Source organism: Methanoregula sp., assembly GCA_026625165.1.
Lineage (GTDB): Archaea > Halobacteriota > Methanomicrobia > Methanomicrobiales > Methanospirillaceae > MVRE01.
Window position 1 is genome coordinate 865,891 of the sequence record CP112999.1, and the last position, 14,657, is coordinate 880,547.

Annotated in this window: 18 protein-coding genes; 12 read left to right on the plus strand and 6 right to left on the minus strand. The window is 50.6% G+C overall.

Annotated features, from left to right (window positions below):
- Positions 1 to 108 precede the first annotated feature (108 nt).
- Entirely contained in the window at positions 109 to 447 is a 339-nt protein-coding gene (gene eif1A / locus OS112_04600) for a translation initiation factor eIF-1A (protein ID WAC05915.1), read from the plus strand.
- Positions 448 to 482: 35 nt separating this feature from the next.
- Positions 483 to 782, plus strand: a complete 300-nt coding sequence (locus OS112_04605; GenBank protein ID WAC05916.1) for a hypothetical protein — start codon at positions 483 to 485, stop codon at positions 780 to 782.
- 182 nt (positions 783 to 964) lie between these two features.
- Here OS112_04605 and OS112_04610 read toward each other — a convergent pair whose 3' ends face one another.
- A complete protein-coding gene (locus OS112_04610; GenBank protein ID WAC05917.1) occupies positions 965 to 1,459 on the minus strand; it encodes a hypothetical protein in 495 nt (164 codons plus the stop codon).
- On the opposite strand from OS112_04610, the gene OS112_04615 reads away from it, so the two are divergent.
- Entirely contained in the window at positions 1,458 to 1,745 is a 288-nt protein-coding gene (locus tag OS112_04615; GenBank protein WAC05918.1) for a hypothetical protein, read from the plus strand. The two genes, OS112_04610 and OS112_04615, sit on opposite strands and share 2 nt — an antisense overlap.
- Positions 1,746 to 2,095: 350 nt before the next feature.
- On the opposite strand, the gene OS112_04620 is transcribed toward OS112_04615, so the two are convergent.
- Positions 2,096 to 3,208 (minus strand): hypothetical protein, encoded by a 1,113-nt coding sequence (locus OS112_04620; GenBank protein ID WAC05919.1) that lies wholly within the window; start codon positions 3,206 to 3,208, stop codon positions 2,096 to 2,098.
- 756 nt (positions 3,209 to 3,964) lie between these two features.
- Here OS112_04620 and OS112_04625 point away from each other — a divergent pair.
- Positions 3,965 to 4,510 carry a DUF308 domain-containing protein gene (locus tag OS112_04625; GenBank protein WAC05920.1) on the plus strand — a complete coding sequence of 182 codons (546 nt, stop codon included), beginning with the start codon at positions 3,965 to 3,967 and terminating at the stop codon, positions 4,508 to 4,510.
- 99 nt (positions 4,511 to 4,609) lie between these two features.
- A complete protein-coding gene (locus tag OS112_04630; protein ID WAC05921.1) occupies positions 4,610 to 5,755 on the plus strand; it encodes a geranylgeranyl reductase family protein in 1,146 nt (381 codons plus the stop codon).
- Positions 5,756 to 5,800: 45 nt separating this feature from the next.
- Here the strand turns inward: OS112_04630 and OS112_04635 are convergent, their stop codons facing one another.
- The 4 genes from OS112_04635 to OS112_04650 form a co-directional block, all read right to left on the minus strand.
- Entirely contained in the window at positions 5,801 to 6,451 is a 651-nt protein-coding gene (locus tag OS112_04635) for an energy-coupling factor ABC transporter permease (protein WAC05922.1), read from the minus strand.
- A 133-nt stretch (positions 6,452 to 6,584) separates the two neighbouring features.
- Entirely contained in the window at positions 6,585 to 7,463 is an 879-nt protein-coding gene (locus tag OS112_04640; GenBank protein ID WAC05923.1) for an ATP-binding cassette domain-containing protein, read from the minus strand.
- 4 nt (positions 7,464 to 7,467) lie between these two features.
- The gene (locus tag OS112_04645; GenBank protein WAC05924.1) at positions 7,468 to 8,283 is read right to left on the minus strand and encodes a cobalt ABC transporter permease; all 816 of its coding nucleotides are present in this window, start codon (positions 8,281 to 8,283) and stop codon (positions 7,468 to 7,470) included.
- Positions 8,284 to 8,292: 9 nt separating this feature from the next.
- On the minus strand, positions 8,293 to 8,769 hold the full coding sequence (locus tag OS112_04650) for a metal-dependent transcriptional regulator (GenBank protein ID WAC05925.1): 477 nt from the start codon (positions 8,767 to 8,769) through the stop codon (positions 8,293 to 8,295).
- A gap of 281 nt (positions 8,770 to 9,050) precedes the next feature.
- Here OS112_04650 and OS112_04655 point away from each other — a divergent pair, with 281 nt between their 5' ends.
- The 7 genes from OS112_04655 to OS112_04685 all read left to right on the plus strand — a co-directional run bounded on the left by OS112_04655 (position 9,051) and on the right by OS112_04685 (position 14,611).
- Positions 9,051 to 10,094, plus strand: coding sequence for a carboxypeptidase-like regulatory domain-containing protein (locus tag OS112_04655; GenBank protein ID WAC05926.1), 1,044 nt, complete (start codon positions 9,051 to 9,053; stop codon positions 10,092 to 10,094).
- Positions 10,091 to 11,389, plus strand: coding sequence for a response regulator (locus OS112_04660; GenBank protein WAC05927.1), 1,299 nt, complete (start codon positions 10,091 to 10,093; stop codon positions 11,387 to 11,389). The genes OS112_04655 and OS112_04660 overlap by 4 nt, the downstream gene beginning before the upstream one ends.
- A 170-nt stretch (positions 11,390 to 11,559) precedes the next feature.
- Positions 11,560 to 12,216 carry a cobalt transporter CbiM gene (cbiM, locus tag OS112_04665; protein WAC05928.1) on the plus strand — a complete coding sequence of 219 codons (657 nt, stop codon included), beginning with the start codon at positions 11,560 to 11,562 and terminating at the stop codon, positions 12,214 to 12,216.
- Positions 12,216 to 12,572, plus strand: coding sequence for a PDGLE domain-containing protein (locus OS112_04670; GenBank protein WAC05929.1), 357 nt, complete (start codon positions 12,216 to 12,218; stop codon positions 12,570 to 12,572). Before cbiM ends, OS112_04670 begins: the two co-directional genes overlap by 1 nt.
- 34 nt (positions 12,573 to 12,606) lie before the next feature.
- Positions 12,607 to 13,440, plus strand: coding sequence for an ATP-binding cassette domain-containing protein (locus OS112_04675; GenBank protein WAC05930.1), 834 nt, complete (start codon positions 12,607 to 12,609; stop codon positions 13,438 to 13,440).
- A complete protein-coding gene (cbiQ, locus tag OS112_04680) occupies positions 13,437 to 14,264 on the plus strand; it encodes a cobalt ECF transporter T component CbiQ (GenBank protein WAC05931.1) in 828 nt (275 codons plus the stop codon). Before OS112_04675 ends, cbiQ begins: the two co-directional genes overlap by 4 nt.
- 38 nt (positions 14,265 to 14,302) lie before the next feature.
- On the plus strand, positions 14,303 to 14,611 hold the full coding sequence (locus OS112_04685; GenBank protein WAC05932.1) for a hypothetical protein: 309 nt from the start codon (positions 14,303 to 14,305) through the stop codon (positions 14,609 to 14,611).
- Positions 14,612 to 14,657 lie beyond the last annotated feature (46 nt).

Genomic DNA, 14,657 nt, shown 5'->3' on the forward strand with positions numbered 1-14,657 from the left:
GCCCGTTACCCGCAAACCAGTCCCGCAGCCCTGGCATCCCCGGCAACCGGCATACATACCTTCAACATGTCAGATGCCGTTGATAGCAGCACACACGCAGTTGGTTGAATGAGTGGTTTTCATAAAAAAAATAACGAAGAACCGGACCTTAATGCAGTAAGTCCTGACGGCACTCCCACCGTCCGCGTCCGGTTACCAAAAAAATGGAATAACGAACAGTTCGCCCTTGCCGAAACAATGCTCGGGGCAAATCACATCCGCGTCCGGTGTATCGACGGGGTTACCCGAATGGGCCGGATCAAGGGCAAGATCAAGAAACGGGCATGGATACGGGAAGGCGATACAATCATCGTCACCCCCTGGAGCTTTCAGGACGCGAAATGTGATATCATCTACCGTTATCTTAAGCCCCAGACGGACTGGCTGCGGAAAAACCGGTATATTTAACCGGGAATTTTTTGACAGAAATTGGGAGTACCAAAATGGGACATATCCGGACAGATTCCAAAACACGATACCATCTTGCTTTTCTTATCTGTGATTATCTTCTGAAGAAAAATATCACGCATGCTGATGTAACAGCACGGGATATTGCCACATTTCATCACCTGCCACAAACATCCTGCCGGTCGATCAGTGCACTGCTGAATTTTCTATATACCAGCCACATCAGGAAACCGGGCTTGGGATTTTATATCCTTGGAACGCAGGGCAAAAAAAAGGGCGATTATCCCCACCGGTTTTCCATCGAACTGATTGACGGGGCTAAAGGACTATTATAATTTTTAAGCACCCCAATTTTTTGCGGATGAAATTTCTGGATGAAAACTTTCGGGACTGGATTTTTTTGCTTTTAAAATTTTTTGTACCGGGAATTTTTGCAATTAAAAATTTTTTCAGCCGGTTTTTCCCGACCTTTAATATGCCGGCTGAATGATCCGGGAGAATAAAAAAATCTTCAATATCAGGAGCCCGATTTCCATACTGCCAGCAGGACGAGCATGGCAACCGGAAGCAGGATGTCAAAATACACGACAACACCGGCATTATAGGGCGAGATGTTCTTGTTTTTCCTTATGTCAAGGATGTGCCCTATACCCATGAAAAAGAGCATAAAAGATGATCCAATGACGGTTGCGACCAGAAAATTATCCCGCAGGAAAAATGAGATTACTCCAAGGATGCCAAATGCAGCGTCCGCAGCGGCAACCTCCTTCTGGAACGGGCTGCCGGGCTGCCAGCCGATCTTCCGGGCGATTTTATCGGCAGCAGGCCTGTACCAGTGCATGAAGCCGGCCAAAATGCCCTGGATTCCGACACTGAATAATACGATATACACAAGAACCGTTTCGGGCACACCTGTCTTTTTTAACACAATTTCGCCTGCGGCAAAGAGAAGGGCGATGACCAGTATTATTACTGCATAATTATTCCAGATACGTTCGTTTAAATCCGGCATGGTACCACAGGAATTACCTGCACGTTTCGGGATAAATGTGTTTTTCACAAAAATCTTTTTTCGCTCTGTAGAAATCATCGTTTTTCATAACGTTCTTGGGGGCGTTTGCCATTCCCCGCAGGGAAGGGCAAACTGGAGAAGATGTCCTGATGGACATCTTCGATATGCGACTGTAAAGGAGCACGAGAAGACATCTGTTGGGATGTCTTCGAGTTACATTGCCCCCGCCACTGCGGCACTAAAAAAAAGGTCTGACGACCATTTTTACGAGTCCACCATCCTTTAAGGATAGCAGACATCCCCCCTTGCGATATCCGTCGAAAACCGGTATATCATGGGTCTCTGGTAATGAGGTGAGATCAGGGATTTCTACAGAGCCCCTTTTTTCGCTCTGGCGCCTGTGTCCACCCGAACATGGGAACTATGCCCTTTTTTCATCTTCCCCGCATTACATCCCGCCGTTCTGGTGCTGGTTGCCTGTCCGCAGTTAAACCTGCGAGGGGGATCGCGTTGTTATTGCAGATGATGTGTTTCTCCCAGAATAGAACGGGGCATGCGCATTAGGCCACCATATCGTATGAGAGCACAAACCGGATACCATACGGGCGATGCCCGGAGAAAAGGAGTGTGAAAATTTTAAAAATTCGCTTCACCGGCCTTCGTCGGGTCGTACCGCCCGGCCGGAACCGGGGTCTGGGCGGGTGCAGGGGTGTTGACCGGTAAAACGGAAGGAGTTACCGCAGGGCCCGGCTGAACGTCGGGGATATGGGTGTGCCGGTCCCTGCCCGGCAGATAGATGCGGGTGTCATCGACAGTTTCGCATGTGCCGTTGATCTTCAGGCAGTACGCGTTTGCAAGTGCCTGCGATGCCGAATTCGGCGGCCAGGGAGGCATGCTGTTTTCCGTTCCAAGGTGTGTGGCATAGGTAACTGCATCCGCAAAGCTCATTGGGGGCATCGTCTTCTGGAGATACCCGATGGTGACTCCACCGGTCCGGTCCGTCCCCAGCACGCAGTGGTAATAGATCAGGCGTTTTTTCCCGGAAGGATCGCCTGTGGCCATGAGCGTGCCGATCTCATCGATGAGGTGCGCATAACTGCAGGTGGCGCCGGTGTCGGTGTTGAGGATCTCCTGGCACTGGTCGTCATTGCCGCCATCACAGAACCCTACCGTTGACCATACAAGGCTGCCCTTCTGCCCACCGGGAAGGGTGCCGTCGGTGAGCGGTTCAGAACAACTGCTGTAGCTGCCCCCGAAGTCCCGCTGCTCTATTGCAAAGTAAGCGGGATTGATATCACCGTGGTCGAGAAGACTTATGACAATCACGTGATACTCATCAAGATTGAAATTCTGGAGTCCCGATGCAAGTGCAGCTTTTTTCCCGGGAGTAAAATAGACCGGGGCAAAGGTCTTCTGGTTCTGGATCATCGCGTTGAGCTCGTCATAGGCAAAGCGCCAGTCAGAATGGTTCATGCACGGGCTTGCTTTCGGATCGTTTCCCTTCCCGTTCCGTATGATCAGGGGCGTCGGGCCCCGCACGAGAATATTCCCGTTCGACTCCGAGATATCCACGACCGTGGGGGCGGCAAGCTGCACCCGGTTCTCTTCCTGCAGGTTGAACCGGTTCCAGCAGCAGGTTCCATCAAGGGCGGCGGGTTTTTCATTGCAGGCTGCCACCTCAGCTGCGGCCACGAACCCTGCAAGGAGGATCAGGCAGATGCAGAGGGGTGCAACGCGTCGCGGGTTCATATGATGGCTCCGGTTTTGTTCATATGGGTCAGTTATAATTGATGGGTAATATACCATTAATACACCTGATTCTATGCTTTGTTCTCGTCGATCATTCCAGTAGAATTTTATTTCCAGATTTCGCAATAAAAAGTGCAGAAAAATTTCAACCGGTTTGTGAATTACTCTATTGATTTCTATAATCCAGTGATTGCCCCGCCCAGCGCGGCGCCTCGAAGAACTCATCAGAGTTCTTCTCAAATCAGCCCTTGCTGATGCAACGGTCTATACTCCCTTATCGCGCGGCAGGCCGGTCGGTTTATCTCAAAAATGATAATCTGGTATTTTTCACTTGATTTTAAAAAACCTCTCAAAACATGCCTTATAGCGTAAAACCCGGCGAGGCGTTTTGCACTTAGGTGTATCGTAAATGGGGAATGCCACTGCGGCAGGGGCGAAGACTGAGTGGTCTGTCAGTACCACGAAGATGAGAAGAATTCGTCAGAGTTCTTCGAATTATCAAACCACGAAGTGGTGAGAAACGAGAATATTCAGAAAGAATCTTCGAATTGTCGAACCACGAAGTGGTGAGACTGGAGAAGAACTCATCAGAGTTCTTCGAAGCAGTGTTAACGCATCCAATCCCAAAATAGACCAATATCCACCTCTTTTGAGATTCCGATTGGTCATAATTGTTGTGTCCAGCACTATACAATAAAAGGCAACTTACCGATCATTATATTGTTATTCCTGCCAACAATTGATCGATGTGTTCGTATGTACCGCGGGCAGATGTTTATCCTTAAAGGGATCATTGGAATAATATTCGGGATCATTGCGGTGGCAATACCGGGTTTTACCCTTGGGACGTTATTTACAATCTTCGGGCTGTTCATCATTGCAGCGGGCATCATCGCGTTTCTTTTCGCGGTCACGTCCCACCCAAAAGACTCCTCGCTGTGGTTCTGGCTCTCACTGGGCATCCTTGCGCTTGGCCTGTTGTCCGTGTTATTTCCAGAGATGATCGCGTTATCATTTGCCATCATCATCGCAGGCTGGGCGCTCATCACCGGTATATTTGATCTCGAACACTGCATCACAGGGCGACGGTACTTTTATTATCTTTTCGGGGGCATGTCCGGCACATTTATCGCTCTCCTTGTAGCTCTCCTGTATTTTGTCCCGGCATTGCGGGCTGATTACCTGATGACGACGTTTGGCGTGTTTGTCTTTGTGTTCGGCATCTTTTCACTGGTGATCGGCATGATGATCATCAAAGGAAAGATGCAGGATGCCATCCGGGTTCCCTCCGGTCAGGAGTGAGGTGCGGTACATCCTTCTTTATGCAAGGCGGATGCTGCCCCGCACCACAACCCCGGCAAAGGCATTTTATCAGGATTATTCCTGCGGGTTCCGTGTTTCATGTATGATGTGATTGTTATTGGTGCAGGCCCTGCGGGCAGTGCCGCAGCGCGGATTTGTGCAAAAAGCGGCCTTGATACTCTCTGCATCGAGGAGCACGGCACGGTGGGGTACCCGGTGCAGTGCGCCGGGCTGCTCTCGAATGCCGCCTTTGACGAATGCGGGGTATCGCAGCGCCCCGTGCTCAATACTGTCAGCGGGGCACGTATCGTGTCCGGTTATGGCAGCGAACTGCTCTTTGACGCAAAGACAACAAAAGCCGTTGTTGTCGACCGTTGTATGCTGGACCGGGAAATGGCAGAGCGGGCAGCAGACTGCGGTGCTGAGTTCCGGCTGAAGACCGGCGTGTATGGCGTGAACGGGACTACCGTCCTCACCCGGGGGATCAACGGCCACGAGGAATTTTCAGGAAATCTTCTGGTCGCAGCAGACGGCCCCCGCAGCACCATCGCCCGCCTTCTGGGAATGGAACGCCAGAAGGTCTACCTTGCGGGGATACAGGCGGATATGCCGTACGAATGCAATCCATCGGTTGTGGAGATCTATCCGGATGCATCGCCTGATTTTTTCGGCTGGCTGATCCCTGCAGGCAAGGGCAGGGTCCGTATCGGTCTCTGCACAAAAACACAGGCACCGGAACGGTTTGCCGCATTTGTGAAACGGTTCGGGACAACCTTCACGCATATTGTCACCGGAACGCTGCCGCTCGGCCTGATGCCACGGACATACGGGCACCGGACGTTATTTGTGGGTGATGCTGCCGGGTTTCCGAAGCCAACGTCGGGCGGAGGGATATATACCGGTATCCGCTCTGCGCGGCACGCGGCTGCAGTGGCAGCGGATGCCTGCGAACAGGGGAGGTTTGATGATGCGGTGCTCGCCGGTTACGAGCAGCGGTGGAAGGCAGATATCGGGCGTGAACTCGAGCTGGGGTTCCGGCTCTATGCCATGCGTCAGGAGATGTCTCCGGAAGATATTGACCGGATCCTGAGGGCGCTCAATGACCCGGAGGTCGTTGCCACCATCGTGCAGTACGGCGATATGGACCGCCCCGGAACTCTGGTTAGAAAACTGCTAAAAAAACCCGCGATTCTTGCCTTGGCCGGACCGCTGCTGAAATCCGGTATCCGCTCGCTCGTTGGATGACCGGGAAAAATCCGGTAGCTCCCTGACGGGCCTGGACGCGGGTGCCTATGCATCCCTTCTTTTCAGCAGATCCGGCCGGATATGCACCAGATATGCCACCATGAACCCGGTGATCACCGACTCGATCACGGCAACAGCAAGGTTAATTGCGACGAGAAGTGAGAGCCCGGCAAGGACCTGATCCGCGCTCTGGGTAACCCCCTGGATCCCGGAGATGAGGATAATGGCAACCATGACCCCATTGCCGCAAACAAGCCCGGAAAATGTCGCAGTGGCGGCACAGACAAACGGGCTTTTTACTGCTTTTGAAAACAGGTAATAGAGGGCTCCTGCCACCACCACTTCGGTCACGTTGACAAGCACGTTTGCCCCGATCATGCTCCAGCCGCCATGCCCGATTGCGGCGGCGAGGATATTGATAATGAATACAATGAGGCAGCCGACGGCCGGGCCGGTGAGGATGCCAACCAGCGGGGTCATGCTGAGGTGGACCCCGCCGGCAACCGGTATCTCGAATAAAAAGACCACGAACAACGCTGCGGTGCAGAACCCGGCGAGCGTGACAAGGCGGCCGTCGATCTTTTTTACTGACCGCAGCCAGAGAACCGAACCCCCGATAATCAGGATTGCGGCGATCCACCAGACCGCGACCCAGAACAGTGCCAGTGTCCCGTCTTCAAGATGTATATGTGCCATGATCGTTCACCGGATGCTGTAACTTTGGGGGTTGTTGTATTCTCATCACTCACCATTATCGCAGGAAAATATCAAGGTTATTGAAAAGTTGGGCTTACTCCAATTTTTTTATATCGCGCAGGTCTCCCCCCTTTCATTCACGAAGCTTGGCAATGACTTCGTCCAGCCGGACCGGCTGCCCGCGTGGGCTGATTTCATGCCGGGCGCAGTATTCGAGATATACCCGGACCAGCACCGGAATTTTCAAACCTGCCTCTGCGATAAGGTCCGGGTCATAGAAGATCTCCGCAGGAGCACCTTCGGCAAAAACCGAACCGTTTTTTACCAGGCACACCCGGTCAGCGATCCGTGCGGCAAGGTCGAGGTCATGGGTTGCGATCACAACACTGATGCCATGCCGGTTCTTGAAATCGAGGATGAGCCTCTCGATCATCTCACAGTGAACAGGGTCAAGATCCGAGGTCGGTTCGTCGAGTGCGATAATCCGGGGCTTCATGGCAAGGATACCGGCGATCGAGACCAGCCGTTTCTGTCCCCCGCTCAGATAGTTGGGCAATTTGTGGATGAGATCCGCAGCACCCACCGCTTCAAGCGCGCCCATCGCAGCCGTTTTTGCTTCAGCAACGGACATGCCCATGTTAAGGGGCCCGAACATCACATCATCGATGACGGTCGGGGCAAAGAGCTGGTCTTCAGACCGCTGGAACACGATGCCCACCTCCTTCCAGAGATCTTTGCGTTCTCCGCCGACAATCGACCTGCCATTGACCCAGATATCTCCCTGCGAAGGGGTGAGGAGCCCGTTTAAGTGTTCGATCAACGTGGACTTGCCCGATCCGTTGGGACCGCAGAGCGCGACAATCTCGTTTTTTAACACGGAGAAGCACATGTCGTGGATCCCAACACTCCCGTCAGGGTAGGTATGGCTGGCACAGTCCACATGGATCAGTTCCCGTTCCCGGTCAACGGGCGGGCAGTGGGGGGCAAGGGGATCCCTGCGTATTACCGTCATGTTACTACCCACCTGTGCCTGGAACCATCCACGTGACAATGGCAATCGTGATCGCAAACGCGCAAATGACCCCGTAACCGCACCAGCCGGGTCGCGGGATTCCAGTCCCTGCAACGTACGACCCCTGATATCCGCGTGCATTCATTGCCTTGTTAACCCGTTCCGCCCTTTCGAAGGAACGGATGAACACGAGCGCAAAGATTTCGGCAAACAGCCTTCCCTGCACCCACACGGAACGGATGATCCCGCCGCCCCGGGACCGTACTGCCTTGATCATAGTGCCGGCCATGGCAAGGGTCAGGAACAGAAACCGGTATGCAAGTAAGAAGATCTGGTCAAGGGGAGAGGGAAAAAGGCGGGAGATCATACCTGAGAAGTGCCGGTACCGCGTTGTCATTAAGAAGAACAATGAGAAGGTAACCGATATCATGGCTTTGAGAAGGAGGGTGATCACAAGGATGGCGCCGTTGTCCGATAGTGAAATGGCAACCCCTGCAATCGAAAAAGAGACGAGTGCGGTTCCTGGTTCGCCCCATGCCATGATCCCCACCAGTGAAAGTACAAACACGAGCGGCAGGAGATACCATGCGAACAGTTTTTTTAACGGGAGCCCGGCACTCCAGTATACCAGAAGGACCATGAGGTAGAGTCCTGCACAGACAACGAGGTTACGGGTGAGCGTTACAAGCAGGATCACACATACGAGTGCAGCGAACTTCGTCCATGGGCTCACCTTTGAAAAGAACGAGTCCCCGCGTTCGGCATACGCGGTGATCAGGTCAAGATCCGGAATATGCTGCGAGATCATCGTGGAACTCATACAAAAACCTCATGGAACATCAGGAATGGACGTGTTCCCGGTTCTTTTTTTCGTCCGGTTTTCCTCCCCCATGCACCCGGTATCATGGGTGATTGAACCGCAGGTGCCTTCCTGCGGGTGCCCCATCGTCCGGCAGATCCGGTCAACTGCGTTCTTTGTGACATAGCTCTCGAATCGCGATGCCTCTTTGCATGCCGCTTCCTGTGAAAACCCGTAATGCGTCAGCATGAGGCTGAGGATCCGGTGCCGTTTTACAAAAAATCCGGCATACTGTTTTCCCCGGCTGGAGAGCACGATCCTCTGGTACGGGGCATGAGTAAGAAACCCACGTTCAGTCAGGTCACTGATCGTTTTTGAGATCGTGGAAGCATCAACCGAAAAGTGGGTGGCGAGATCTATAGTCTTTGCTGATCCTCCGCGCTCGTAGATATACTTGAGATATTCGACCTTCCGTGCCGGGAGGTCATGCCCGTTCTCATCAGCCATACAGACTTCAGTTGAACCTGCCAAATCATGAAGGTTTGGAGTGATGCCAACTTTTAAGGCAGCATCGAGTGAATGGGAAAGATTGGGACTTCATTAAGGGAAATAGAGAGCAACCAGCCCTGCAATCTTTTATTAATCTGACCATACATGTTGTGTTGGGCATCTTTGTAAAGGGTTATGCTTAATAGAGATTTGTGTGTATGATACAATCGTTATTTTCAGGAAAAACCTGCATAACAATCGTTATTTTAATATTTTTTTTAACACCCGGATCCGGTGCTATGGCACACAGTGACAATTCCCTTGCCATTGTTGTACAAGATATAAAGACCGGAGAACCTTTGGGAGGAGCTGTGATCTATCTGGATGGGGCGTTTAAAGGGACAACCTCCCCGCAGGAAGCTGGCGGAACCCTGCAATTACATGATATTAAGAACGGGACACACACGATGAGGATTACCCTGATGGGATACAGGGACGAATATATAAAACTTCTCATCCCGGATGAAAAAAAGGTTGAAGTGATGATGAATAAAGGATTTCTGTATTCCCTGAACCGGGATGACCATTATGCTAAAGGAATAAATATTATCTTTATTCCCTCATCGACTACCTTCAACTGCACGGAAAATAAAAAAGTTCCTGTCTCAACCTATACAAAAAATGAAAGCAGGTTCAGAGAAGATGTCCTGCAAATCATAAACCGCACCTTCCTGAACCTTGATCGGATCACATCCCCCTTGGTTCCTCTCCCGGCACAGTACCAGGACAGGTTTAATTTTTATTATTATTACAATCCGAAATTTTTTGCCGATGCGTTTTCAGGTTGTGCCGGAACTGTCCCGGATGCTTACTGGAATGATGTGACTTTTGGGGATATCACGGTCATTCTCTACCCTGCATACTACGGGACGTATTCCAATACTGCCTGCCTGCCTGCCGGGTGTTATAAGGCATCAGGCCCGGGAAGAAGACTCATGAAAACACCGGCCGACAAAGAATTATTGTTCACCCATGAAACCGGCCATGCAGTATTCGGGCTCGTTGATACTTACTGCGGCACCACCTATTATTTCGAGAACTTCCCGCACCCGAATGTCTGGTCGTCATATGACAAATGCAGGGAAGATGCGATGGCTGATAAGCGAAATTCTACAAACTGCAGGCAGATCGAACAAAAATCTCCCATTACCTGCTCAAAGCAGTTCTGGCGCTGGGATCCTGACCCCGATATTATGCAAAATGTATTTTCCGGAACCTTCGGCGCAGCATCTACTCAGCGCATTAGCTATATACTAGACAATGCATGGAGTGGATCGCCATGAGATGGAACACGATTCTTTTTGTTGTCGCATGCCTTGCAGTGCTGTCATTTGCAGTGCCTGTTCATACACAGCCTCTCCACGGATATGAAAAAATACTCGTGATTCAGCTCGATTACGACAATGGAGTCTATCATGAGGAGTCGCAGTATATCCGGTACGGACAGGGCCCAAATCTCAACATCATGTCGGGTAATCTCAGAGCAGTTATCTCGGATGTTAATGATAAAGAAATCAAATCATTTTTTGTCATGGAGCCCGGAATTGCGACAGGGGACTCAATCGGTACCACCGAAGGGGGCATTCCCAACCTTAAAGAATATTTGGAACTGTCCGGTTCCGATGAAATTGTCTTAACCATCCCCTACAAGCCGGATATGCAGGTGTTAAGGCTCTATGATGCACAGGGTAACACCCCCATCATCTCCGTCGACCTCACCGTTTCACCCTCAGTATTCTGCGCAGATTATCCTGCAGATCCCGATTGCATCCAGCTCAATCTGCAATCCCGCAGACCTGCACCGGACACGAATATCCCCGCGTTTTATTTTTCGATTTTTGTCGTTCTCATCGTAATCGCAGCGACAACAGCATTCATTTTTAAGCGAAGAAAAACCGTGTCAGAAATTTTAAGGAAAAAGAGAGTCCTTATTGTTGATGATGAGCCGGATCTCGTTGAACTGGTCAGACTGCTTCTCGAAAAGCAGGGATATCAAAGTATGTCTGCCCCCGGCGGGAAAGAATGCCTGGATCTAATCAGGCAAAAGAAAAATATTCCTGATGTCATTCTCCTTGACATCATGATGAAGCCCATGGATGGCTGGGAAACCCTTGAACAGATAAAAACCAATCCTGAAACAAAGGATATTCCTGTCCTGATGCTCACCGGGAAACAGCTCACTGCCGCAGAGGCGAAACAATACCACGTCTGTATTGAGGATTATATCATGAAACCATTTGAAAAAGTTCAACTTTATTCAGCGATCGAACATGTCCTGATCCGGAAAAAAAATATCAGTGAGAATGTTTCTATTGCCAAAAAGGCAGGGGTTGCGCAGGAGACGTTCTGTGAATATGCAAAACTCTCAAGGCATGTTGATGTGAATAAAAAACTGATTGGTCTCCTTCAGCAGGCCTACGGCATGCAGAGCATAAACGATTTGAAAGACGGTGAAGAGTACAGGATTATCGAACATATGATTATCAATACGAGATACAGTGAAGACCGTCTTGAACAGATACAACGTGAAATTTTTTCAGCATTCACAGCAAAAGGGTATCCGGTCCCTGTCTGGTGATCGGGACCGTGTACAATTTCAAGGAACGATAGCCGATCCGATACTTGTTGCCAAAATCCGGTTAATGTCAAACAATAATAAAAGACCAGACCTGATAACAAATCCAAACATTTTTTAAATACCAAATCTTACAAAAGTATACAATCGTATTACTAATCAATGGTGACTACATGCACATACCTGACGCATTTATACCGATCCCGCAGGGCATTGTATACTGGATCGTTGCCCTGGTCTTTGTTGCACTTGCATTACGGTGGGCAAAGAATGAAATGAGCGAAGAAAAGATCCCGCTGATTGCAGTTCTTGCAGCCGGTATCTTTGCCCTCCAGTCTTTCAACCTTCCCGTCTCCATGGGGACGAGCGGGCATCTTGTCGGAGGCGCACTTGCAGCAATCGTGCTTGGATCACCCTTTGCCGCGGTCTTTATCCTGACACTCGTCCTTATCGTGCAGGGGGTCTTGTTTGGAGACGGCGGGATCACGACCATGGGTGCGAATATCCTGAATATGGGAGTGATCGGGGGCTTTGTCGGTTTCTACACTTTTAAGGGACTGATGGCAGCGACAAAAAATGTGAGCATCGCTGCATTCGTGGCAGCATGGCTTGCCTGCCTTATCCCGGCGCTTGCCTGTGCTGTTGAGATGTATTTAGCCGGCACCTTCCCGCTCAGGGAGGGATTGGTTGCAATGGGGTTATACCATGCGCTGATCGGGGTAATCGAAGGGTTCGTCACTGTCGTTGCTATCCACCTTATTGTTGCAGCCCGCCCGGATATTGTTGATTTTAAGATCGCAGCAAAAGATGCACAAGGAGTGAACGTGTAATGGATAACAAGACCTTCCTCGTAATTGGTATTATTGTTGCACTGCTTATCGGCGTGGTTGCCGTGTTCCTTGCGTCGGGAGATCCCGATGGCCTTGAGAGCACTGCGCTCATCGTGCAGGGGCAAAAAAGCCTTACCGGCGATACACCTCCTGATGCTGAAATCCACGAAGATACGACCGGGAAATTCTCATACGAGTCGCCCATGCCGGATTATTCACTCGGTGAAGGACTTGGGCCATTGGGCGGCATCGTTGCGATAGTTGCCGGAACACTGCTTGCCTTTGCACTTGTGCTGGGCATCTCAAAACTGCTTGTTCTTAAGAAAAAACAGAAAGAAGCGCAGGTAAACCAATAGGACTATAATTTTTTTCACCCAATGTACCTGACACATGCACCTCATTGAAACACGGGATCTCTGTTATTCTTACCCCCATAGCGTCCGGGCACTGGAAGGGATCAATTTTATCGCCCCGCGGAATGCGAGGATTGCGGTTATCGGTTCAAACGGTGCCGGCAAGAGCACGCTTTTCAAGCACTTCAATGGTATCTTTAAACCTACTTCAGGCTCGGTCCTTATCAGGGGAGAACCTATCACAAAACATAATATCCGTGAGGTGCGGAAGTTCGTCGGGATCGTGTTCCAGAATGCTGACGACCAGATCTTTTCCCCCACGGTCGAGCAGGATGTCGCCTTTGGCCCGACCAACCTTGGCCTGGATGAAGAGACGATCCACCACAGGGTGCATGAAGCCTTAAAAATTGTCGGGATAGAGGACCTTGCCGGGCGTGTCCCCCACCACCTGAGCGGCGGGGAGAAAAAGCGTGTCGCCATTGCCGGAGTCATCGCCATGGAACCGGAAGTGCTGGTGCTCGATGAACCGACCGCCGGCCTTGACCCTCAGGGCGTCCACGACCTCATCGGTTTTGTCAACTCTCTCTCAAGGAAATACGGGATGACGGTCATCTTCTCAACCCATGATGTCGCTCTTGTCGCCGAGGTTGCAGACTATATCTACGTCATGAACAAGGGACGGTTTGTCGCGGAAGGTTCAGTGGAGGAAATTTTCATCCAGCCGGACATGCTCAAATCCATGCGTCTTGATGTCCCTGTCCTGCCAAAGCTGATCCAGTCGCTGAAGAAAAATGGCGTTCCCGTTACCATGGCATATACCTACGATGATGCCGAAAAGGTCCTGATACAGGCATTCAAAGGAAAGATATGATCGAAGAGCTTTTCCTAATTGAAAAACAGGCATACCGCGACAGCTTCATACACCGGCTTGATGCACGTGTTAAGATCATACTTGCGTTTGCCGTTATCATCGCTATTGTGGCTGTCCCTTATTCCCCGATGGTCTATACGGTTGGTGCCATCTTTTTTTTATTTTTTATACTTTTATGGGCAGCGTCAAAATTATCCCCGTTCGTTTATGCAAAACGGCTGCTTGCGATTGTCCCGATTTGGGGGATTATTATCTTTTTCCAGATTTTTTTCAAAAACAAGTATTATACAGATTACCATGTCCTTTTCTCCTTGCCGCTGGGTATCAACATCTATACCGAATCCATTGAGTTCGCGTCCATTCTCGCAGTAAAATTTCTTGTCTGTATATCTTTTATCATCCTTCTCTCATCCACAACAAAACTGCAGGACCTCCTGCAGGGAGCAAGCCGTCTCGGACTTCCTGCAGAGATCGCTCTCGCGCTTGGCATGATGATCCGCTACCTCTTTGTTTTCGGGTACATTTTCCGTAAGATCAACCACACGCTGGAAACCCGGTGTTTCGATCCATTCGACCCGGCGCTTCCTTACCGGTACCGGCTACGGCAGCTGGGATACACGATCGGGACAATGTTTATCCGGTCCTATGAACAGGGCGAACGGGTATACACCAGTATGCTCTGCCGGGGGTACGGGAGGGACAGCCATCTTTTTATCACAAAAAAGCCATTAAAACGGAGCGAATGGGTTTTTCTATCCATCAGCCTGTTCCTTGTCGTGTCAATCCCTGTCTCGATCTGGATCACCGCAACCCGTCTTATCTGACCCAAGCTTTTTTTTAAATCCAGCTAATATCATCACTCATGGAGAACAAATTCGGGCGGGGTTTTATCACGACCATCGTGCTGATCGCAAAACATTTCGCAATGCCGCCGGAGCAGGCATGGTTCGGGGTGGCGGATCACCTTGATGGGCTTGTCATGCCCGACCGGTTCAGGGGGACCGAGATTGAGGAGATAGTGACACTGCTGCGGAAAAAAGTGGTCTGGCACCAGCCTGGTACGATGGACAAGGAAGACGCACGCGACGTGATTGCAGTCCTCAACCGCCTTGTCCTCGCGATAGATCGGGAACTGGGCATCAGGGACCCGGATATCGGGACATATCATTAAAACGAAAAAATCAGAATTTTTACCGCACCCGGCAGGTCAGATAATA